The sequence below is a fragment of the Klebsiella sp. Lac1 genome (assembly GCF_009825425.1).
GTDB lineage: Bacteria > Pseudomonadota > Gammaproteobacteria > Enterobacterales > Enterobacteriaceae > Klebsiella > Klebsiella electrica.
Map to the genome: position 1 here is coordinate 2,815,499 of NZ_VJZJ01000001.1, position 22,251 is coordinate 2,837,749.

At 56.0% G+C, this 22,251-nt stretch carries 20 protein-coding genes, 1 tRNA gene and 1 pseudogene; 16 read left to right on the top strand and 6 right to left on the bottom strand.

Annotated elements, in window-relative coordinates; genetic code table 11:
* The first annotated feature begins 105 nt into the window (after nucleotides 1-105).
* From FNY10_RS13765 to yejF, 8 genes are all read left to right on the top strand, one after another.
* Nucleotides 106-1,083 (top strand): CobW family GTP-binding protein, encoded by a 978-nt coding sequence (locus tag FNY10_RS13765; RefSeq protein ID WP_160702840.1) that lies wholly within the window; start codon nucleotides 106-108, stop codon nucleotides 1,081-1,083.
* 42 nt (nucleotides 1,084-1,125) lie between these two features.
* Nucleotides 1,126-1,833, top strand: a complete 708-nt coding sequence (locus FNY10_RS13770) for a phosphatase PAP2 family protein (RefSeq protein WP_131048174.1) — start codon at nucleotides 1,126-1,128, stop codon at nucleotides 1,831-1,833.
* 426 nt (nucleotides 1,834-2,259) lie between these two features.
* On the top strand, nucleotides 2,260-2,832 hold the full coding sequence (mepS, locus tag FNY10_RS13775; RefSeq protein WP_100682717.1) for a bifunctional murein DD-endopeptidase/murein LD-carboxypeptidase: 573 nt from the start codon (nucleotides 2,260-2,262) through the stop codon (nucleotides 2,830-2,832).
* Between the two features lie 187 nt (nucleotides 2,833-3,019).
* Nucleotides 3,020-4,582 carry a cyclic di-GMP phosphodiesterase gene (locus FNY10_RS13780; protein ID WP_131048175.1) on the top strand — a complete coding sequence of 521 codons (1,563 nt, stop codon included), beginning with the start codon at nucleotides 3,020-3,022 and terminating at the stop codon, nucleotides 4,580-4,582.
* Between the two features lie 43 nt (nucleotides 4,583-4,625).
* Complete coding sequence (locus FNY10_RS13785) at nucleotides 4,626-6,431, top strand: extracellular solute-binding protein (protein WP_160702841.1); 1,806 nt, start codon at nucleotides 4,626-4,628, stop codon at nucleotides 6,429-6,431.
* A 9-nt stretch (nucleotides 6,432-6,440) separates the two neighbouring features.
* A complete protein-coding gene (locus FNY10_RS13790) occupies nucleotides 6,441-7,535 on the top strand; it encodes a microcin C ABC transporter permease YejB (RefSeq protein WP_160702842.1) in 1,095 nt (364 codons plus the stop codon).
* On the top strand, nucleotides 7,535-8,560 hold the full coding sequence (locus FNY10_RS13795; RefSeq protein ID WP_131048178.1) for a microcin C ABC transporter permease: 1,026 nt from the start codon (nucleotides 7,535-7,537) through the stop codon (nucleotides 8,558-8,560). Before FNY10_RS13790 ends, FNY10_RS13795 begins: the two co-directional genes overlap by 1 nt.
* A gap of 1 nt (nucleotide 8,561) precedes the next feature.
* Nucleotides 8,562-10,151 carry a microcin C ABC transporter ATP-binding protein YejF gene (gene yejF, locus FNY10_RS13800; RefSeq protein ID WP_160702844.1) on the top strand — a complete coding sequence of 530 codons (1,590 nt, stop codon included), beginning with the start codon at nucleotides 8,562-8,564 and terminating at the stop codon, nucleotides 10,149-10,151.
* Between the two features lie 3 nt (nucleotides 10,152-10,154).
* On the opposite strand, the gene FNY10_RS13805 is transcribed toward yejF, so the two are convergent.
* The 3 genes from FNY10_RS13805 to rsuA all read right to left on the bottom strand — a co-directional run bounded on the left by FNY10_RS13805 (nucleotide 10,155) and on the right by rsuA (nucleotide 12,745).
* Nucleotides 10,155-10,499, bottom strand: coding sequence for a YejG family protein (locus tag FNY10_RS13805; protein WP_004864837.1), 345 nt, complete (start codon nucleotides 10,497-10,499; stop codon nucleotides 10,155-10,157).
* Between the two features lie 333 nt (nucleotides 10,500-10,832).
* Nucleotides 10,833-12,029, bottom strand: a complete 1,197-nt coding sequence (locus FNY10_RS13810) for a Bcr/CflA family multidrug efflux MFS transporter (protein WP_141964141.1) — start codon at nucleotides 12,027-12,029, stop codon at nucleotides 10,833-10,835.
* A complete protein-coding gene (gene rsuA / locus FNY10_RS13815; RefSeq protein ID WP_160702846.1) occupies nucleotides 12,026-12,745 on the bottom strand; it encodes a 16S rRNA pseudouridine(516) synthase RsuA in 720 nt (239 codons plus the stop codon). Before rsuA ends, FNY10_RS13810 begins: the two co-directional genes overlap by 4 nt.
* 147 nt (nucleotides 12,746-12,892) lie before the next feature.
* On the opposite strand from rsuA, the gene FNY10_RS13820 reads away from it, so the two are divergent.
* On the top strand, nucleotides 12,893-14,650 hold the full coding sequence (locus FNY10_RS13820; protein WP_160702848.1) for a DEAD/DEAH box helicase: 1,758 nt from the start codon (nucleotides 12,893-12,895) through the stop codon (nucleotides 14,648-14,650).
* Between the two features lie 137 nt (nucleotides 14,651-14,787).
* Nucleotides 14,788-15,072, top strand: coding sequence for a 50S ribosomal protein L25 (rplY, locus tag FNY10_RS13825; RefSeq protein ID WP_100682727.1), 285 nt, complete (start codon nucleotides 14,788-14,790; stop codon nucleotides 15,070-15,072).
* Nucleotides 15,073-15,184: 112 nt separating this feature from the next.
* Here the strand turns inward: rplY and FNY10_RS13830 are convergent.
* Nucleotides 15,185-15,262: pseudogene (locus tag FNY10_RS13830) on the bottom strand (hypothetical protein); the annotation flags it as partial.
* Between the two features lie 45 nt (nucleotides 15,263-15,307).
* Entirely contained in the window at nucleotides 15,308-15,928 is a 621-nt protein-coding gene (locus FNY10_RS13835; RefSeq protein ID WP_131048183.1) for an NUDIX domain-containing protein, read from the bottom strand.
* A gap of 81 nt (nucleotides 15,929-16,009) precedes the next feature.
* On the opposite strand from FNY10_RS13835, the gene FNY10_RS13840 reads away from it, so the two are divergent.
* Nucleotides 16,010-16,774 carry a DeoR/GlpR family DNA-binding transcription regulator gene (locus tag FNY10_RS13840; RefSeq protein WP_141964135.1) on the top strand — a complete coding sequence of 255 codons (765 nt, stop codon included), beginning with the start codon at nucleotides 16,010-16,012 and terminating at the stop codon, nucleotides 16,772-16,774.
* 63 nt (nucleotides 16,775-16,837) lie between these two features.
* On the opposite strand, the gene yejK is transcribed toward FNY10_RS13840, so the two are convergent.
* Nucleotides 16,838-17,845, bottom strand: coding sequence for a nucleoid-associated protein YejK (gene yejK, locus FNY10_RS13845; RefSeq protein WP_131048185.1), 1,008 nt, complete (start codon nucleotides 17,843-17,845; stop codon nucleotides 16,838-16,840).
* A 189-nt stretch (nucleotides 17,846-18,034) separates the two neighbouring features.
* On the opposite strand from yejK, the gene FNY10_RS13850 reads away from it, so the two are divergent.
* The 5 genes from FNY10_RS13850 to eco all read left to right on the top strand — a co-directional run bounded on the left by FNY10_RS13850 (nucleotide 18,035) and on the right by eco (nucleotide 22,247).
* Nucleotides 18,035-18,262: a YejL family protein gene (locus FNY10_RS13850; protein ID WP_015583825.1), complete on the top strand. Its 228-nt coding sequence runs from the start codon at nucleotides 18,035-18,037 to the stop codon at nucleotides 18,260-18,262.
* A gap of 19 nt (nucleotides 18,263-18,281) precedes the next feature.
* Nucleotides 18,282-20,042: an LPS biosynthesis-modulating metalloenzyme YejM gene (gene yejM / locus FNY10_RS13855; protein WP_160702852.1), complete on the top strand. Its 1,761-nt coding sequence runs from the start codon at nucleotides 18,282-18,284 to the stop codon at nucleotides 20,040-20,042.
* A 77-nt stretch (nucleotides 20,043-20,119) separates the two neighbouring features.
* Nucleotides 20,120-20,196, top strand: a tRNA-Pro gene (locus FNY10_RS13860).
* Between the two features lie 238 nt (nucleotides 20,197-20,434).
* Complete coding sequence (locus FNY10_RS13865; RefSeq protein WP_131048187.1) at nucleotides 20,435-21,544, top strand: AI-2E family transporter; 1,110 nt, start codon at nucleotides 20,435-20,437, stop codon at nucleotides 21,542-21,544.
* 211 nt (nucleotides 21,545-21,755) lie between these two features.
* The gene (gene eco, locus FNY10_RS13870; protein WP_100682733.1) at nucleotides 21,756-22,247 is read left to right on the top strand and encodes a serine protease inhibitor ecotin; all 492 of its coding nucleotides are present in this window, start codon (nucleotides 21,756-21,758) and stop codon (nucleotides 22,245-22,247) included.
* Nucleotides 22,248-22,251 lie beyond the last annotated feature (4 nt).

A 22,251-nucleotide genomic window follows, 5' to 3' on the forward strand; every position in this document is an offset into this window, starting at 1 on the left:
GCGGACAGAATTCTTTTCTGTCCGCCGTAACCCTTCTCTTTTCCCCTTTTTTTCGTCAGGATAGGACCAACTGTTACAACATTACATTTGTATCCTGGAGAAAATGTGACCAAAACAAACTTGATCACGGGGTTTCTCGGCAGCGGTAAAACGACCTCGATTCTTCATCTGCTGGCCCACAAGCCTGCAGATGAAAAATGGGCCGTGCTGGTTAATGAGTTTGGCGAAGTGGGTATCGACGGCGCTTTACTGGCCGATAGCGGCGCGCTACTCAAAGAAATTCCCGGCGGCTGCATGTGCTGCGTCAACGGCCTGCCGATGCAGGTTGGGTTGAATACCCTGCTGCGCCAGGGGAAACCGGATCGTCTGCTGATTGAGCCTACCGGGCTTGGCCATCCCAAACAAATTCTCGATATTCTGACCGCCGCCGTCTATGAGCCGTGGATCGATCTTCGCGCCACCCTGTGCGTGTTGGATCCCCGCCTGCTGCTGGACAGTAAAGTGATGGCGAACGACAACTTCCGCGATCAGCTGGCGGCGGCCGACGTCATTATCAGCAATAAAGCGGACCGGATGACGGCGGAAAGCGAACAGGCCTTTGACGCCTGGTGGCAGGAACACGCGGGCGAACGTCTGCATATTCGCGCAACCCACGGCAACATCGACCCGGCGCTGCTGGATTTACCGCGTCTGAACCTGGCTCCACTGCCGGAAAGTGCCGCACATGCGCACAGCCACGGGCAGAAAAAGGGTCTGGCCGCCCTCAGTCTGCCCGCTCATCAGCGCTGGCGCCGGAGCCTCAACAGCGGTCAGGGCTACCATGCCTGCGGTTGGATTTTTGATGCCGATACGACGTTTGATACGATTGGCCTGCTTGAGTGGGCGCGTCTGGCGCCGGTTGCCCGCGTCAAGGGGGTGATGCGTATTGCGGAAGGTCTGGTCCGCATCAACCGTCAGGGACTGGATCTGCATATTGAAACCCAAAACGTTGCGCCGCCGGACAGCCGCATTGAGCTGATTACCGAATCCGAGGCGGACTGGAATGCCTTACAAGCCTCTTTGTTGAAACTTCGTTTAAATTAAGGTGGGTATGTTTCCCGCCGTCTTACACCACTTGCAACTGTTATGATTAAAAACCGAATTCCTCTGATCCTGCTGCTTAACGCGGCAGGTTTTGTCCTCTTTTTTTCGTGGTTTTTGCCCGCGAATCATGGTTTCTGGCTGTCGCTGGACGCCGCCATTTTCCACTTCTTTAACCAGGGAGTGGGAAAGAGTCAGGCCTATGCCTGGCTGCTGGCTATCATCAATAACCGGGCTTTTGACGCCTGCTCTTTGCTGGCGATGGGTGGCCTGATGCTGAGCTTCTGGTTGAAAGAGCAAAGCGCCGGTCGCCGTCGGATCGTCATTATCGGCCTGGTGATGCTGCTCTTCGCGGTGGTCATTAATCAGCTGGCGCAGCATCTGATGCCGGTTAAACGCGCCAGCCCGTCGCTCGCGTTCAGTGAGATTGTTAAAGTAAGCGACGTGGTCGCCTTCCCGACCAAGGATGCGTCGAAAGACAGTTTCCCCGGCGATCACGGCATGATGCTGCTCATCTTCGCCACCTTCATGTGGCGCTATTTTGGCCGCCGGGCATTTGCTATTGCGCTGATTATTTTTGTGGTTTTCGCTTTTCCGCGGGTCATGATTGGCGCCCACTGGTTTACTGATATAGCCGTCGGCTCATTGACCGCCGTACTTATCGGCATCCCCTGGGTGCTGATGACGCCGTTAAGCGACATCTTGATCGCCTGGTTTAACCGTTCGCTTCCGGGCGGTGCGGGTAAAAATTAATATTCTCCTTACATATTATTAACTACATCCATAAGGGATCGTTCTCGGTCCCTTTTTTATTTGTCCATTTTTTTTAGCATCCGCGTCATCTTCCTGTCACATTAATCGTCTTACAAATGAATGAATTGCATATTTCTTACCCGCCATTGCTGCTATTTTGTGCTTTCCCGATGATTCACTTTTAGATGCACAATTTCTTATAAGAAATCTCGCGAAACCGCTCGCCATCCCACGTTTGATAGGGTACTCTCAATCTCGTTTTGCCTTTCCAGTAACGTCAATCCGGCTCAAAAATAAATTTGTGCGGTATCCCACAAATTTAGGTTTAAGGAATTGTCTCATTGCTGGCAGGTATTTAGGCTCTAGCACGTTTGGCATTTTTTATAACGACATTGTCGTTAAGGACAACAAGGGAAAACAAACAACATGGTCAAATCTCAGCCGATTTTGAGATATATCTTGCGGGTTGTGCCCGCGATAGCAGTGGCAGTTTTGCTCTCTGCCTGTAGTTCGACAAGTAGTACCGCAAGGAATATGCATTCTGAGACGCATGCTGTGGGTAGTGGCGATTTATCATCACTGCAAGCCTCTCAGGATGAATTTGAAAAGATGGTCAACAATCTGGACGTTAAGTCCCGTTTGATGGACCAGTATGCCAGCTGGAAAGGCGTGCGTTACCGCCTCGGCGGCAGCACCCGCAAAGGCATTGATTGCTCCGCCTTTGTGCAGCGTACTTTCCGCGAACAATTTGGTCTGGAACTGCCGCGCTCCACTTCTGAGCAGCAGGATTCCGGCAGGTCTATTTCACGCTCTCAACTGCGCACCGGTGATTTAGTTCTGTTCCGGGCGGGTTCCACCGGTCGCCATGTCGGCATCTATATCGGCAACGATCAGTTCGTCCATGCTTCCACCAGCAGCGGTGTGACCATCTCCAGCATGAACGAGCCGTACTGGAATAAGCGCTATAACGAAGCGCGACGAGTTCTGAGCCGCTCGTAATCCTTTCTGACGTCAGTTATCCCTTGGCTGACGGTCAGAACAAAAAAACACTGCTACGGCGGTGTTTTTTTTTGCCTGTTTACCTATGAATGCCGCAATATAGGCTATCCCTTTTAGTGGCGATAGAGAAAACGTTTCCTGTCAACCCATTGGCGCAACTCATTAATACGGATCGACTATATAGCCTATGCCTACCCGTCACCTGTCACCCCGGCGTAATATCTGGCTGACCAGCATACTCATCGGGGTTATCGTCGCTCTGCTGGCCGGTAGCATTCAGGTTATGGTGATTTACCATAGCCGGTCTGAACGTTTTGACAGTATCATCGACAACGTCAACGTCTACCTGACCGAATACTTTAGCCAGCTCGAGAAAACCATGACCGGCCTGCAGCCACTGGTCGGCCAGAAGTGTGAAAACATTGCCTCAGGACTGACCGCACGGGCGGCCTTTAGCCCAAACGTGCGCGCGTTTTTGCTGGTGAAAGACGGTGTCGTCTTTTGCTCCTCCGCCACCGGCGCCATGGACACGCCTCTGGTACAGCTTATCCCGCATATCGATCCCCGTAAGGCGGTCGATATGCGGCTCCTGCCAGGGACGCCGATGATGCCGAAGAACGCCGCTCTGGCGATGTGGGTACGCAATCCGGGCAGCAGCGAGGATGGCGTTTTCGTCTCAATCAATACCAACCTGACACCCTATATTCTTTACTCCGCCCGTCAGAACGATTTCAGCAGCATCGTGCTGGTTGTCAACGATACCGCCCTCTCCACCCTGACCAACAGCATTATTGACCCGCAGAACCTGGCCGCAGAGCCCATTCGCCAGGTACAAATCAAAGGGCTGCCGCTGAAGGTCTATCTCTATGCCAACAGCTGGCTATCGGAAAATACACAATTTTCGCTGCTGCTCGGCGTGGTCTGCGGCCTGCTGGCTGGACTGGTGAGTTACTATGTGCTGTCGCTGAAATCCGATCCGCGTAAAGCCATTCTGCTGGGGATTAAAAACAATCAGTTCTACGTTGTCTATCAGCCGGTAGTCAAAGCGGATACCCTACGCATTAGCGGTATTGAAGTGCTGATGCGCTGGCGCCATCCGGTCGCCGGGGAAATCCCGCCCGACGTGTTTATTAACCTGGCTGAAACGCAGCAAATGATTGTGCCACTCACCCATCATTTATTCGCGCTGATCGCCCATGACGCGCCGGCCTTGCAAAAAATTCTGCCCGTCGGCTGCAAGCTGGGGCTGAATATCTCACCGGCCCATCTGCACGCCGACCAATTTCAGGCCGACCTTCAGCAGTTCGCGGCCTCCCTGCCAGCCAACCACTTCAATGTGGTTCTTGAAATTACTGAACGTGCGATGATCGATAAAAACAAGTCGCTGGCCATCTTTGACTGGCTGCATGAGCAGGGATTTGAGATCGCGATTGACGATTTTGGGACCGGACATAGTGCGCTTATCTACCTTGAGCGTTATAAATTTGACTATCTGAAAATCGATCGCGGCTTTGTACAGGCTATCGGGACCGAGACCGTCACCTCACCGGTGCTGGATGCGGTACTGACACTGAGCCGCCGCCTGCAGCTCATGACCGTTGCGGAAGGGGTCGAAACGCCGGAGCAGGCGGAGTGGTTACGCAAACATGGCGTAAACTTCCTGCAGGGCTATTGGCTGAGCCGTCCGCTGCCGCTGGAAGAGCTGATCGCGGCCCATGACAAACCGGCAAAATATTTTGCCGCCCGGTAACCGCTCTTGATGATGCCCGCTCACAGAGGATATTAATCTGGCTATGTTTGCGCGAGTCTGCCTGATATTACTGACCCTGTTCAGCCTGAATAGTCAGGCGCAAACCATAAAAGAGGGCAGCACTTTTGCCATCATTGGCGAACCGAAATACGCCGTCGGCTTTGACCATTTCGATTATGCCAATCCCAGGGCCCCGAAGGGGGGAACTATCGTTAACGCCACCATTGGCACCTTCGACAACTTCAACCGCTATGCGCTGCGCGGCAACCCGGGCGTGCGCACCGAGGCACTGTATGACACGCTGTTCACCACGTCCGATGATGAACCGGGCAGCTATTATCCGCTCATTGCCGAGCACACGCGCTACGCCGATGATTTCTCATGGATGGAGATAACCCTCAATCCGCACGCCCGCTTTCATGATGGCAGCCCGATTACCGCCAGCGATGTCGCCTTCACCTTCCACAAATTTATGACCGAAGGGGTGCCACAGTTCCGCCTGTTCTACAAGGGGACCCGCGTTGAGGCCGTTGCGCCGCGCACCGTGCGCATTACGCTGGCGCAGCCCGGCAAGGAAAATATGCTGAGCCTGCTCTCCCTGCCGGTGATGCCGGAGGCCTTCTGGCGTAACCATAAGCTCAGCGACCCGCTCTCCACTCCGCCGCTGGCCAGCGGCCCCTATCAGATTACCGACTGGCGGATGGGCCAGTACATCATCTACTCGCGAGTGAAAGACTACTGGGCAGCCGACCTGCCGGTAAACCGCGGACGCTGGAATTTCGACACCCTGCGCTACGACTACTACCTCGATGATAATGTCGCCTTTGAAGCCTTTAAGGCTGGTGCCGTCGACCGCCGGGCAGAGACAATAGCCAAAAACTGGTCGACCCGCTATGTCGGACGCAATTTTACCCACGGCTATATCGTCAAGGATGAGTACCCGAACACCTCGGCGCAGGATACCCAATGGCTGGCATTCAATATCCAGCGCCCGGTGTTTAACGACCGCCAGGTCCGTGAAGCCATCACCCTCGCCTTCGATTTTGAATGGATGAATAAAGCGCTGTTTTATGGCGCCTACAGCCGGGCCAGCAGCTACTTTCAGAATACCGAATATGCGGCGCGTCAGGCGCCCGATGCCGAAGAGCTCGCCCTGCTGACGCCAATGAAAGCCGATTTGCCGCCGGAGGTCTTCACCTCCGTCTATCAGCCGCCGCGCTCCCGCGGCGATGGCTTCGACCGCAGCAATCTGCTGCAGGCCGATGCCTTGCTTAAACAGGCGGGTTGGGTGCTGAAAAACCAGCGCCGGATCAACGCCGCTACCGGCAAGCCGCTGCGCTTTGAACTGCTGCTGCCTTCCGGGGGCAACGATCGCTGGGTGCTGCCGTTCCAGCATAATCTCCAGCGCCTCGGGATTACGATGGATATTCGCCAGGTCGATAACTCACAGTACAGTAACCGCCGCCGCAGTCGCGACTACGATATGATGCCCATCGTCTGGCGCGCGACGCCCTGGCCGGGAACCGACCTGCAAATCTCCTGGGATTCGTCATATATTCACTCCAGCTACAATGCGCCCGGAGTTCAGAGCCCGGTGGTGGATAAACTGATTGCGCAGATCATCCGCTGGCAGGGTAATAAGCAGAAGCTCCTGCCCCTGGGCCGCGCGCTGGACCGGGTGCTGACCTGGAACTATTACATGCTGCCGATGTGGTATATGGCGCAGGACAGGACGGCGTACTGGGATAAATTCTCTTTCCCACAGACCCGCCCCGTCTACTCATCCGGGTTTGATACCTGGTGGTATGACGTCAACAAAGCGGCAAAACTGCCCGCGGACAAACGGTAAGGAATAACGATGGGCGCATACCTGATCCGCCGACTGCTGCTGATAATCCCCACGCTGTGGGCGATCATTACGATCAACTTTTTTATCGTCCAGATAGCGCCGGGCGGCCCGGTCGATCAGGCCATCGCCGCCATTGAATTTGGCAACCGCGGCGGTTTACCGGGCGCCGGAGAAAGCGGTATGGCCGCCAGCCATGCCCGTACCGGCGTCGGCAACATCAGCGAAGGTCATTATCGCGGCGGACGCGGTCTCGATCCGGAAGTGATTGCCGAAATCACCCACCGCTACGGCTTTGATAAACCGCTCCACGAACGCTACCTGAACATGCTCGGCGACTATCTGCGCTTCGATTTTGGCGACAGCCTTTTCCGCAGCGCGTCGGTCTTACAGCTGATCAAAAACAGCATGCCGGTTTCCATCACCCTGGGGCTATGGAGTACGCTGATTATCTATCTGGTTTCGATCCCGCTCGGCATCCGCAAAGCCGTCCATAACGGCAGCCAGTTTGATATCTGGAGCAGTACCCTGATCATTATTGGCTACGCCATCCCGGCCTTTCTGTTCGCCATCATCCTGGTCGTACTCTTCGCGGGGGGGAGCTATCTGGACCTGTTTCCGCTGCGCGGGCTGGTGTCCGCTAATTTCGCGAGCCTGACGTGGTATCAGAAGGTTCTCGACTATCTCTGGCACATTACGCTGCCGGTGCTGGCGACGGTCATCGGCGGCTTTGCGGCGCTCACCATGCTGACCAAGAACAGCTTTCTTGATGAGATCCGCAAGCAGTATGTCGTGACCGCTCGCGCCAAAGGGGTCGGCGAAAAGCAAATTTTATGGGGCCATGTTTTTCGCAATGCCATGCTGCTGGTGATCGCCGGTTTCCCGGCGATGTTTATCAGCATGTTTTTCACCGGTTCCCTGCTGATTGAGGTGATGTTTTCCCTTAACGGCCTGGGACTGCTGGGCTATGAGGCGACCGTTTCCCGTGATTACCCGGTGATGTTCGGCACGCTGTATATTTTTACGTTGATCGGCCTGCTGCTGAATATTGTCAGCGATATCTGCTACACGCTGGTCGATCCGCGTATTGATTTTGAGGGCCGCTGATGTCTTTTCTGAGTCCCGTGAATCAGGCCCGCTGGGCGCGTTTTCGTCACAACCGCCGCGGCTATCTGTCGCTGTGGCTGTTTATGCTGCTTTTCGTGGCCAGCCTGTGCGCCGAGCTGATCGCCAACGACCGGCCGCTGCTGGTGCAGTATCGCGGCAGTCTGTACGTTCCGGCGTTGAAAAATTATAGCGAGACGACCTTTGGCGGACCGTTTGCTACCGCCGCCGACTATCAGGATCCGTGGCTGCAAAAACAGCTGGATGATAACGGCTGGGTACTGTGGGCGCCGATCCGATTTGGTGCCACCACTATCGACTTCGCCACCCAGACGCCCTTCCCTTCCCCTCCCTCAACGAGAAACTGGCTGGGTACCGATGCCAACGGCGGCGATGTGCTGGCCCGTATTTTATACGGCACGCGGATATCGATTCTGTTTGGCCTGCTGCTGACCTTTTTCTCCAGCGTGCTGGGGGTGCTGGCGGGCGCTATTCAGGGGTACTACGGCGGTAAGATTGACCTGTGGGGCCAGCGGTTTATTGAGGTGTGGTCAGGGATGCCGACCCTGTTCCTGATTATTTTGCTCTCCAGCGTCGTCCAGCCGGGCTTCTGGTGGCTGCTGGCCATTACGGTACTGTTCGGCTGGATGGCGCTGGTGGGCGTGGTGCGCGCGGAATTCCTGCGCACCCGTAACTATGACTACATTCGCGCGGCGCAGGCCCTGGGGGTCAGCGACCGCCATATCATTTTCCGCCACATGCTGCCTAACGCCATGGTCGCGACCCTGACTTTCTTACCGTTTATTCTGTGCAGTTCAATCACCACCCTGACTTCACTGGATTTTCTCGGCTTCGGCCTGCCGTTAGGTTCGCCCTCGCTGGGTGAACTGCTGCTACAGGGGAAAAATAATCTGCAGGCGCCGTGGCTGGGCATCGCCGCATTCCTGTCGGTCGCGGTGCTGCTATCGCTGTTAATTTTCATTGGTGAAGCCGTCCGCGACGCCTTCGACCCCGGTAAGGCGGTATAACATGACGCAGCCTTTGTTAGAGATAGACAACCTCTCCATCGCCTTCCGCCAGCAGGGCAAGCCCCACACCGTCGTCAGCGAGCTGTCCCTGGATATTCGCGCCGGAGAGACTCTGGCGCTGGTCGGCGAATCCGGATCCGGTAAAAGCGTCTCCGCGCTCTCGGTGCTGCGGCTGCTTCCCTCTCCGCCGGTCTGCTACCCTGGCGGAGATATTCGCTTTCACGGTCAGTCGCTGCTCCACGCCGATGAGCGCACGCTCAGTCAGGTGCGCGGCAACCGTATCGCGATGATATTTCAGGAACCGATGGTGTCGCTCAATCCCCTGCATACGCTGGAAAAGCAGCTGTATGAAGTGCTGTCTTTGCATCGCGGCATGCGTAAAGAGGCCGCGCGCGGCGAGATCCTTAACTGTCTGGAACGGGTCGGGATCCGCAATGCGCTACGCCGGCTGGCGGACTACCCGCATCAGTTTTCCGGCGGCGAACGCCAGCGGATCATGATTGCCATGGCGCTGCTCACCCGGCCGGAGCTGCTGATTGCCGATGAACCCACGACCGCGCTGGACGTGACCGTGCAGGCGCAAATCCTGCGGCTGTTACGCGAACTGAAAGACGAACTGAATATGGGGCTGCTGTTTATTACCCATAACTTAAGCATTGTCCGCCAGCTCGCCGACCGCGTGGCGGTGATGCAAAACGGCCGCTGCGTCGAACAAAACGCCTGTCGGGCGCTGTTCGCCGCCCCCGAACATCCTTATACCCGTCGCCTGCTGGACAGCGAACCCTCCGGCAGCCCGGTGCCGCTGGCCGCCGATGCGCCGCTGCTGCTAAAAGCCGTCGATCTGAGCGTCGCCTTCCCGGTGCGCAAAGGGCTCCTCCGCCGGGTGGTGGATCATAACCGGGTGGTCAAGGCGCTGAACTTCCAGCTGCGCGCCGGGGAAACCCTCGGCCTGGTGGGCGAATCGGGATCGGGGAAAAGCACCACCGGGCTGGCGCTGCTGCGCCTGATTGCCTCGCAAGGGACAATCGTCTTTGAAGGACAAGCGCTGCAGGGGCGTAGCCGTCGGCAAATGCTGCCGCTGCGCCGCCAGATGCAAATAGTCTTCCAGGACCCCAACTCATCGCTGAATCCCCGCCTGAACGTGCTGCAGATTATTGAAGAGGGTCTGCGCGTCCACCAGCCAGGGTTAACGCCGGTAGCGCGTGAACACGCGGTGATACAGGTGATGCAAGAGGTAGGGCTCGACCCGCAAACGCGGCATCGCTATCCGGCTGAGTTTTCCGGCGGCCAGCGTCAGCGTATTGCGATTGCCCGGGCGCTGATCGTGAAGCCTCAGCTTATCGTGCTGGATGAACCTACGTCGTCGCTGGATAAGACCGTCCAGGCACAAATTCTGGCTTTGCTGAAAGCCTTACAGCAAAAACACCGGCTGGCCTATATTTTTATCAGCCATGATTTACGCGTGGTGCGGACGTTGTGTCATCAGGTGATGGTGTTACGACAGGGAGAAGTTGTCGAGCAGGGGGAGTGCGAGCGCGTCTTTACCGCTCCACAGCAGGCTTATACCCGCCAGCTTCTGGCGATGGGCTGACGGTCAGAATGGGTTGTGGCCAGAGAACGGTTCGGCAATCGCCACGCCGAAATTTTTCAGTCGACAGGTTGCCGCAAACTCGTCCTGCAAATTGACAAACAGGCACGGCTCCCCTTCACACTCAACGATGGAGCAATCGACTTCGATGTCGCTGAGGGCCTGGCTGAGCTTATGCATCACCGGCCACGCTTTCTCCCCGTCCGGGCTGAGCAGCTTCAGCGCAACGAGGCTGTTTTCACTCTCGGCGCCGTTTTGTGGAATCGGTTCAACTCTTGAACCCGCAAACCCGGCCAGCCAGCGATAGCTCTGCGGCAGACGGTGTACGATAGAGAGTTGCTGTGTATTCACTTAGTTTCCCCGGAAGCAAAATGCTTCACAATAAATTTACATCAATACTAACACATCGTTGACAAATAGTCCTGCATCAGCATAGAAAACGTTTACACCCGCATCGCGTCAGGGTTAACGACTGATAATCCAGAACCTTATTGTTTCTCTGCGCAAGCAGATCGGGGCTATATGTACCCGTTTCTGTGATCCAAAACAACTTTTTTATCGCAACAATGCGACTTTTTACACTATTTGATTTTACATAAAAGAAACAAATTACAGAACCGGGAAGCCCATCGCGGTTGATGTGCGTCAAAAAAGGGGCGGAAATCGCCCCTTCAGGAAGGTCTTTTAGCGAGCGATTTTTCGCCGTCGGCTGGCGTAGAGAGAGAAAAGGATGGAGCTGCTGGCGCAAAATGCGATCGAAATCAGCATCGGCCAGGCGGTCGTAAAGGTAGCCATGGACAGCAGCGCGCCAATAATCGCCCCGATGCCAAAGCGGAAGGTCCCCGCCAGCGATGAAGCGGTGCCCGCCATATGGGGAAACTCATCCAGAATGACCGCCATCGCGTTGGAGGAGACCATCGAAACGCAGCCAACAAAGGCGGCAACGCCGACCACCAGCGCCCAGAATCCGACATCCAGCAGCGCGCAGACCACCATCCATATCGCCATCACAAACTGAATCCACAGCCCGGCGCGGAACATATTCAGCGCGCCGATCCGGCGGACAAAACGGCTGTTAATGATGGTCATGATGAACAAGAAGGCAATATTCAGCGCAAAATAGTAACCAAAGTGCTGCGGCGAAACGTGGTTGATATTGATATAGACAAACGGCCCGGCGCTCAGGAATGAGAACATCCCGGCAAAGCTGAAGCCGCTCGCCAGCATATAGCTCAGCACCCGCTTATGACGGAACAAGGTGGCAAAGTTACCTAGCGTAGTGCGCAGGCTAAACTTTTGCCGCCGTTCAACCGGCAGCGTTTCGCTGATGAAAAAAGCGATCATCGCGGAGGCCAGCAGCGCCGCCAGCGCAAGGATCCAGAAGATCGCATGCCAGCTGAACCACACCAGCACCGCGCCCCCCACCATCGGCGCAACCAGCGGCGCGATAGTGGTGACCAGCATGACAAACGACATCATGCGCGAAAACTCCTCTTTCGGATAGATATCGCGCATCAGGGCGTTGATGACCACGCTCGCCGCCGCGGCCGCCAGACCGTGGAAGAAGCGCATGGTAATCAGCATGTCGATAGTCTGCGACAGCGCACAGGCCACCGCAGCCGCGGCAAAAATCAGCGTTCCCCCGAGGATTACCGGCTTACGCCCGATGCTGTCTGCCATCGGGCCATACAGCAACTGGCCGAAAGCAAAGCCCAGAATATAGGTACTGAGCGTCATCTGCGCACTGCCGTCCGGCACATTAAACTGCGCCGAAATCACCGGCAGCGCCGGGAGATACATATCTATCGACAGTGGCATCAACATGGCCAGCAGGCCAAGAATAAACACAATCCCCAGTGAAGAATTCTGCTTTGCCGTCACGTTTTACTCCGCACATGCTGGAGGCCAACGCTGGCTATCTCATCTTCCGTCAGCGGGCGGTACTCGCCAGGCTCCAGAGATTCATCCAGCATGATGTCGCCAATACGTTCACGATGCAGGCCGACGACGTGGTTACCCACCGCCGCGAACATGCGTTTCACCTGATGGTAGCGCCCTTCGCTTATCGTTAAGCGAACTTCCGTTGGCGTCAGCACTTCCAGGCGCGCAGGTTTCGTCAGATCTTTTTCATTATGCAGCTGAACGCCTGTAGCAAACTGTTCAGCCGTTTGCTCATCCACCGGGTTTTCGAGGGTCACCAGATAAGTTTTCTCGCAGTGATGGCGCGGAGAAGTAATGCGGTGCGACCACTGCCCGTCATCGGTCATCAGCACCAGTCCGGTGGTGTCGATATCCAGTCGACCTGCGGCATGCAGCTTATGCGCGACCGGGACATCGAGGAAATAGAGAATCGTTGGATGATCCGGATCGTCCGTGGAGCAAACGTACCCCTGCGGCTTGTTGAGCATAAAGTAGCGCGGGCCGTTCTGCTGGGTCAGCGTATTGCCGTCATACTCCACGTCGTGCTCTGGCTGGAGCTTAAACGACGCATCTTTGACGATTTCGCCGTCGACAAGAACGCGGCTGCTGCGGATTTCACGCCCGGCAATAGCCCGACTGACGCCAAGTTGCTGAGCGATAAACTTATCAAGTCGCATGAGATTTTTTTAGCCTGTAATAATGCTGGAGCGGGCAAACGCCCGAAAAAGAAGAAGTTCGCTGGCTAGTATAACGGGCTCTTAACGCCACTCAAGGGAAAAGATTCGTGGCATACTATTTGCGAGTTAATCAACACCAGTATAGCCATGACTTTTACATTACGTCCCTACCAAAAAGAGGCCGTCGACGCCACGCTCGCCTGGTTTCGTCGCCATCATGAACCTGCCGCCATCGTCCTGCCGACCGGCGCGGGCAAAAGCCTGGTCATCGCCGAGCTGGCGCGTCTGGCGCGTGGCCGCGTTCTGGTGCTGGCGCACGTTAAGGAGCTGGTGGCGCAAAACCACGCCAAATATTGTGCGCTTGGGCTGGAGGCGGATATTTTTGCCGCTGGCCTGAAACGCAAAGAGAGCCACGGCAAGGTGGTCTTCGGTAGCGTGCAATCGGTCGCCCGTAATCTTGAACAGTTTCAGGCCGAGTTTTCACTGCTGATTATCGATGAATGCCACCGTATCAGCGATGATGATGACAGCCAGTATCAGCAAATTATCAGCCATTTGCAGCAGGTTAACCCGCAGTTGCGCCTGCTCGGATTGACCGCCACGCCGTTCCGCCTCGGCAAGGGCTGGATCTACCAGTTTCATTATCACGGCATGGTTCGCGGCGATGACAAGGCGTTGTTTCGTGACTGTATTTACGAGCTACCGCTGCGCTATATGATTAAGCACGGATATCTGACGCCTCCGGAGCGGCTGGATATGCCGGTCGTGCAGTACGATTTCAGCCGCCTTCAGCCGCAGAGCAACGGTCTGTTTAGCGAAGCCGACCTCAATCATGAGCTGAAAAAGCAGCAGCGCATTACGCCGCATATCGTCAGCCAGGTCGTCGAGTTTGCCCAAACGCGTAAAGGCGTGATGATTTTCGCCTCCACGGTAGAGCACGCGCGGGAAATTACCGGCCTGCTGCCCGCCGGCGACGCAGAGCTCATTACCGGCGAAACGCCCGGTCCACAGCGCGATCGCCTCATCGAAGCCTTTAAAGCGCAGCGGTACCGTTATCTGGTGAACGTCGCGGTTCTCACCACCGGATTTGATGCCCCGCATGTCGATCTGATAGCCATCCTGCGTCCCACGGAGTCGGTCAGCCTTTATCAGCAAATTGTCGGCCGCGGCCTGCGTCTGGCACCGGGGAAAACCGACTGCCTGATTCTCGACTATGCCGGAAATCCTCACGATCTCTACGCACCGGAGGTGGGCTCGCCGAAGGGCAAAAGCGATAACGTCCCCGTACAGGTCTTCTGCCCGGCCTGTGGCTTTGCCAATACCTTCTGGGGAAAAACCACCGCCGACGGCACGCTGATTGAACACTTCGGCCGCCGCTGCCAGGGCTGGTTTGACGATGACGATGGTCACCGCGAACAGTGCGATTTTCGTTTTCGTTTTAAACACTGTCCGCAGTGCAATGCGGAAAATGATATTGCCGCCCGCCGCTGCCGCGAGTGCGACACCATTCTGGTCGACCCCGATGATATGCTCAAGGCCGCGCTGAAGCTCAAAGATGCCCTGGTGCTGCGCTGTAGCGGCATGGACCTGCAGCACGGTGCCGACGATAAAGGCCCGTGGCTGAGAATCACCTATTACGATGAGGACGGCGCCGATGTCAGCGAACGCTTCCGCCTGCAGACGCCGGCCCAGCGCACCGCGTTTGAGCAGCTGTTTATCCGCCCGCATACCCGCACGCCGGGCGTGCCGCTGCGCTGGATTACCCCTGCCGATATCCTTGCCCAGCGGGTCCTGCTGCGCCACCCGGACTTTGTCGTCGCACGCATGAAAGGGCAATACTGGCAGGTCCGTGAAAAAATCTTCGACTATCAGGGCCGCTTTCGCCGGGCCAACGAACTGCGTTAATCGCCACCGCGCCTGAGGTTTTCATTGCCGTCAACGCCATAGGTGGATATAATGCCGCCCGCTTTTGCATTCGCAAAGCAGAAAATCTGCCTGTTGCTGGGTCGCCTGTAGCAGGATTTAAATATAGAGAGACATCAATGTTTACTATCGACGCAGAAGTACGTAAAGAGCAGGGTAAGGGTGCGAGCCGCCGCCTGCGCGCAGCTAACAAGTTCCCGGCTATCGTTTACGGTGGCGAAGCGGCTCCGGTTGCTATCGAACTGGATCACGACAAACTGTGGAACCTGCAGGACAAAGCTGAATTCTACAGCGAAGTTCTGACCATCGTTGTTGATGGCAAAGAAGAGAAAGTAAAAGTTCAGGCTGTTCAGCGTCACGCTTACAAGCCGAAACTGTCTCACATCGACTTCGTTCGCGCTTAATCGCGATAGCAAGTTGAGTGGCAAACGCCCCGGCCCGCAAGGTCCGGGGCGTTTTGTTATGCGTTCCGCTCCTACAGCAGAGGCGCAAAATCCCCCCCTCTCCCGGCGTCGGGTGCTTGTTCATTCCCGGCGGCCACAACATCACCATTGTGACATTCAGCCCCTGGGTACCGACTTCGGTTGCGATCTCCCACCCCTTCCCAGCCGTGTGCAGCGCCATCGCCCGCAAACTGCGCTAAGCGTTATCGCGCCTTGCGTCATCCGGGGCAAGGCGCGGCGACACCGTGAGCGCCAGGTGTTGCAGTAGCATAATGGTTTTGGCATCCACAATTTCCCCTTCGCGAATCGCTTGTAACGCCCGGGCCAGCGGCCACTCCAGTACTTCGATATCCTCCCCTTCCGCCGCCAGCCCACCGCCTTCGCTCCGCCGGTCGTCCGCCGAATATTCGGCAATGAAAAAGTAGAGCTTTTCCGTTACCGAACCCGGGCTCATATAGGCGGTAAAAACCGGTTCAATGCCGGTGACGCGAAAGCCGGTCTCTTCTTCCGCCTCGGCGATAATGCGCTCTTCCGGCGATGCATTATCCAGCAGTCCGGCGGCCGCTTCGATCAAAAAGCCATTATGACCGTTAATCCACACCGGAAAACGAAACTGGCGAATAAGCACGACGGTTTGCTGTATCCGGTTATAGAGCAGAATCACCGCGCCGTTACCGCGATCGTAGGCCTCACGGCTCTGCTCCTGCCAACGGCCGTCCCGTCGCAGCAATTCAAAAGTGTATTTTTTTAACGTATACCAGTTGTCGGACAGCAGCGTTTCACGCACGTGGCGAACGCGAGGGGTATCACTGGACATATTTTTCTCCTGATGAGATGACAGCGGCCACGATAACATGCAAAATAACGCATAAACAAGATAAAGCGTGAAGGTAGAACTATGCTTGCCAGCCAACGAAAACAGCAAATACTGCAGATTCTCGCCGTCGAAAAACAGGTTATGTCCGGCGAGCTAAGCCAGCGGTTTAACGTCTCTGAAGACTCGATTCGCCGGGATTTACGCGAGCTGGCGGGGGAAGGTAAACTGCAGCGGGTCCACGGCGGCGCGCTGCCGGTTTCGGCGGCCATCGCGCCAATCGAAACAAGAAAAAACGTGCAAATCGCCTCGAAGCAGGCCATTGCCCGCCGGGCAGCGGCGCTGATCCAGCCGGGACAGGTGGTGATTATCGACGGCGGGACCACGACAGAAGAAATGGTCCGCTCTCTGCCGGCTGATTTGGCCTGTACCGTCGTGACCCACAGCCCCGGTATTGCCGTCGCGCTGGTGGAGCGGCCTTTGATTGAAGTCATTCTTATCGGCGGGCGGCTGTTTAAACACTCGGTGGTCGCCGTCGGCGCCAGCGCGCTGGAAGGTATTGCGCGGATCAATGCCGATCTGTTTTTTATGGGCGTTACCGGAGTGCACGACCGCGCCGGTTTCACGACCGGCGATTATGAAGAGGCGGCTATCAAGCGGGCGCTCGCCGCGCGGGCAGCGGAAACCATTGTGATGGCGTCGCAGGAAAAACTGAACTCGGCGTCGGCGTTTGCCATCGGCGAGTTAAGCCTTGCCAGTACCCTGATTATCGATGGTGTGCTCGATGAGGCCCTGCAGGCGAAGCTGACTCAGCATGGGATCGAAACGATCCGCGCTGACGCAGAGTAGGAACGCCGCGGGCCGCAGAAGGCCCGGGCAGCAGCCCCGACATTCAGCGGGGCTGGCGGAGAATCAGCTACCGCCGGAGGTCCGACGCTGCAGCTGATCGCGCAGGTTGGGCGGCGTGCCTTTGATGGTCAGCGTATCCGTTGCCGGATCCCAGAACACCCGCTCACCCAGCAGCATGGCATCAAAGTTGATCGTTAACCCGCCGCCGCTGCCGGCAAACTTGGTCAACTGACGCAGCGTACTGCGATCCGCCGGGAAGCTCTCTTCCAGCTCATACCCCTGTTCAGCGGTAAACTGCTGGAAACTCTTCTCGCTGACGCCGGCCAGCTCTTTGGATAAAGATTCCAGTTCAATCTCTTCTCCCGCCTGCAGCTGCTCGTTGCAATAAGCGTATACCTGCTGACGAACGTTCTGCCGCTCGGACTTATCGAGCTGAGCATCGGAGGCAAAATCATCGACCGCCTGCAGCAGGCCACGGTTCTGCGCTTTGGCGTTCAGCCCTTCGCTGGCGCCGAGGAAGTCCATAAAGAAATCGGCCACTTTACGTCCGACCCGGCCTTTGAGGAAGGTCAGGTAGCGGGTTGACTCCGGATTGGTTTCCCATTCCGTCAGGTCAATGCGCGCCACAATATCGGCATGATTGATATCCAGATAGTGGGTCGAGCTGATATCCAGATCTTCGTTAACGCGCATACTGCTCAGGTTGTTGAGTACCGCCACCAGCAAATACTCTACCGCCAGATAACGATACTGACAGAACAGAACGATACCGCCTTCTGCGAAAGGATATTTCGCCAGTTCGTCACGCAGACGGCCGGTTGCCGCCCGGCTGAACGGGAGAAAGTCTTCTTCGCCCTGGCGCTGCTGGCGAAGGGCCTGCGCCAGCTCGCTCTCTTCGTTAAACAGACCGTAGGCTTTGTTTTTAGCGCTGTAGACACGATGCAGCTCGGCCATCATTTCCACGACCGGCGCATTCGGCTCCAGTAAGGAATCGCGCAGCACCAGCTCGAGGTTTTGTTCATCACGTTTAATTAACTGATGCAGGGCAATCTGGTCGATATCCAGACTCATGTTAAACTCTCCTTTTAGACCGGCCGGTATTCAACCACCGCCGGGACGGCGACGCAACCGCCGCGTGACTCTTCGAGCGCCTGAGACTCGCGATCGTGCGCGCTTTTGCGCCGTGGCGAAAAAATGCGGAAAAAAAGCTTCTGCTACGGTAATATGTTGCCCTTTCACGAACAAACAGATTTTGAGTTTATGCCGCAATTATCCCGCTATAGTGATGAACACGTCGAACAGCTGCTCAGCGAGCTGACCAACGTGCTGGAAACACACAAAGCCCCCGTTGACCTTTCACTGATGGTGCTGGGCAATATGGTGACTAACCTGATCAATAGTAGCGTCGCGCCGGCGCAGCGTCAGGCGATCGCCCGTTCTTTTGCCCAGGCTCTACAGTCTTCAATCAACGACGATCCGGCGCACTAAGGATAACCAACAACTGTATATGGTGACTCTTCGTCAGCCCTACCGAGAAAAAATCTCCCAGATGGTCAGCTGGGGGCACTGGTTCGCCCTGTTCAACATGTTGTTGGCCATGGTGCTCGGCAGCCGCTATCTTTTTGTCGCCGACTGGCCCACGACTCTGGGCGGACGTATTTTCTCGTACGTCAGCCTCGTGGGTCACTTCAGTTTCCTGGTGTTTACCAGCTATGTCCTGATTCTGTTCCCGCTGACCTTTATCGTCATATCGCAGCGCTTGATGCGCTTCCTGTCGGTCATTCTGGCGACCGCGGGCATGACGCTGCTGCTGATCGATAGCGAAGTTTTTACCCGTTTCCACCTGCATCTTAACCCGATTGTCTGGGAACTGGTCATCAACCCTGACCAGAATGAGATGGCGCGCGACTGGCAACTGATGTTTATCAGCGTGCCGATTATCTTCCTGCTGGAAATGCTGTTTGCGACCTGGAGCTGGCAGAAGCTGCGCAGCCTGACGCGTCGCCGTCACTACGCCCGGCCTGTCGCCTGGTTCTTCTTCCTCTCTTTTATCAGCAGCCACCTGATTTATATCTGGGCGGATGCGAATTTCTATCGCCCGATCACCATGCAACGGGCGAACCTGCCGCTCTCCTATCCGATGACGGCTCGCCGTTTCCTTGAGAAACATGGCCTGCTCGACGCCCAGGATTACCAGCGGCGTCTGATGGAACAGGGAGCGCCGGAAGCCGTCTCCGTTGAGTACCCGCTGAGCACCATGCGCTATCGCGATCTGAGGGCTGGCTACAACGTTCTGCTCATCACCGTCGATAACCTGAACTATTCGCGGTTTGAGAAAAATATGCCGGAACTGGCCCGTTTCGCGCAAGAGAACGTCAACTTTACCCAGCATATGAGCTCCGGCAACACCACCGATAACGGTATGTTTGGCCTGTTCTACGGGATTTCGCCGGGCTATATGGATGGCGTGCTCTCTGCCCGCATTCCGGCAGCGTTGATTACGGCCTTTAACCAGCAGGGATATCAGCTGGGACTGTTCTCCTCCGATGGCTTCAGCAGCCCGCTCTATCGCCAGGCGCTGCTGTCCGATTTCTCGCTGCCCAATGAGAAAACGCAGAGCGATGAGCAAACGGCGGACCAATGGATTGGCTGGCTCAATCGCTATGCTCAGGATGAAAACCGCTGGTTCTCGTGGATTTCGCTGAACGGCACCACATTGGACGACAGTCAGCAGCAAAACTTCGCGCGGCGCTACAGCCGTGCGGCGGGAGATGTTGATAACCAGATCGGCCGGGTGCTGAGCGCTCTGAACGAGGCCGGAAAACTGGATAATACGGTGGTGATTATCACCGCCGCTCACGGGATGCCGTTGAATCCGCAGAACGGTGAATTTGACTGGTCCCGGGAGCAACTGCAGGTTCCTCTGGTTATTCACTGGCCTGGCATTCCGGCGCAGAACATCGCGACGCTGACCAGCAACAAAGATGTGATGACGACGCTGATGCAGCGCCTGCTGCACGTCTCCACGCCCGCCAACGAATATTCTCAGGGCGAAGACCTGTTCAGCCCCGTGCGCCGCCGGGCCTGGGTAACGGCAGCCAACGGCGATACGCTGGCGGTCACGTCGTCAGAGGCGACCGTGGTGCTGAACCACAACGGCACCTACAGCACCTGGGACAGCGACGGTAAGAAAATCGATAACCGCAAACCTCAGCTCAGCCTGCTGCTGCAGATCCTGACTGACGAAAAACGCTTTATCGCTAACTGATTGATTAATTATGAATCAATCAGCCGTTCCCCGGCTTGCATTCGGTTGGGGAACGGGTAATATTGTCCTCCATACGTCGGCACGTAGCGCAGCCTGGTAGCGCACCGTCATGGGGTGTCGGGGGTCGGAGGTTCAAATCCTCTCGTGCCGACCAAATCATTCACCGGTAAGTTTCGTTAACGACCGGTAACCCCACAAAAACCCGCACTCTCTCTGAGTTTGCGGGTTTTTTGTTGCCTGAATCCCGCCGCCGCAATGGTCGTGGGCCGCGGCCAAATCCATTTTTATCCCGCTTTCTGCGCTTGTGATGAACAAACTCCGACCTTATTGATTGTAAATCGGTGAATAGCTTCTATTATTCGTCGTACTTGCCTGACACCGGAACGATTAATATGAGAGTTAATGGACTTACGAAGGGATTTTTTATCCTGATTTTGCTGATGGCCAGCCTCGCCTTTTTTAATGTTCTTTCCCCTTATTATTCAGCGATACTGTGGGCCGCGATTCTGTCGGTCATCTTTAACCCGGTGAAGAACAAATTGCGTACTCGCCTCGGTGAGCGCAATGGCCTGGCATCGCTATTGACCGTCGTGATTATCTGCCTGATTGTCTTCACCCCGCTGGCGATCATCATTTCATCGCTGGCGATTGAGCTAAACCTGGTGTACACCCGGCTGCAGCATAACGACACCCAGTTTCCCGTGGTGGTGGCAAACCTGTTTGCCCATCTGCCGGAGTGGGCCAGAAGCTTTCTCTCCGAGCATAACCTTGACAGCGCAGAGCAGATTCAGAAACAGCTCTCTGACGCCGCCCTCAAAGGCGGACAATATCTGGCCGGCAGCGCGTTCCTGATTGGTAAAGGGACTTTCGGCTTTACCGTTAGCTTCGGCATCATGCTCTATCTGCTGTTTTTCCTGCTCAAGGATGGCCCCTATCTGGTTATGCTCATCCTTGAGTCTCTGCCGCTGTCTAACTACGTTAAGCAGCATCTGTTTGCCAAATTTGCCGCCGTATCACGAGCCACCGTAAAAGGGACCGTCGCCGTCGCCGTCGCGCAGGGCACACTCGGCGGTATCGCGTTTTCTATCGCCGGCCTCGACGGCAGCATTTTGTGGGGCGCCATCATGGCGTTCCTGTCGCTGATTCCGGCGATCGGTTCGGCCATTGTCTGGGTGCCGGCCGCCATCTTCCTGTTTGCCACCGATCAGCTCTGGCAGGGGGCGTTTATCGTCGGCTTCTTCGTGGTGGTGATAGGCCTGGTGGATAACATTCTGCGCCCGCTGCTGGTGGGCAAAGACACCAAAATGCCGGACTATCTGATTTTAATTTCCACCCTCGGCGGCATGGAGATTTACGGTATCAATGGCTTTGTTATCGGCCCGCTGATCGCCGCCCTGTTTATCGCCTGCTGGAATCTGCTATCGGGCCGCGAACACGCTGGCAATACCGACGAAATAAATGAAGAGTTCATCGAGGAAGGCAAAATCAGTCGCGATGAATGAGCACCGGGGGAAGCCTTAGCTTCCCCCTGGCGGATGGCCAAAGAACCTTTCGCTCATAGAGTAAAAGCAGATAGTGAATACTTGCAAACACAATATCAAATCCAGTGAATACGACCAGGATATATGAAAATAATGGTAAATTATTCTTACCATTCTGCAAAAGGGTGTTAGTCTTTGGTCGTTAAAGATCGATAACAAAGGATGATGAATCGTGAAGAAAATCGCTACGCTTGCTGTTTCTCTGCTGGCCGTTGCCGGTGTATCCACCAGCGCGCTGGCCGCTGAACAACCTCTGGAAAAGATCGCCCCCTATCCGCAGGCGGAAAAAGGCATGAAGCGTCAGGTGATTCAGCTGCCGCAGCAGCAGGACGAATCCGCATTTAAAGTCGAGCTGATGATCGGCCAGACCCTGGAGGTTGACTGCAACCACCATCGCCTTGGCGGCCAACTGGAAAGCAAAACGCTGGAAGGCTGGGGCTACGATTACTACGTGTTTGACAAAGTGACCGGACCGGTTTCGACCATGATGGCCTGCCCGGACGGCAAAAAAGAGCGTAAATTCGTGCTGGCAGGATTAGGTGATGATGCGATGCTGCGCTACAACAGCAAGCTGCCAATCGTGGTCTACACGCCAGATAACGTCGAAGTGAAATACCGTATCTGGAAAGCCGGCGAAACCATCGGCAATGCCGTTGAACGCTAAGGCA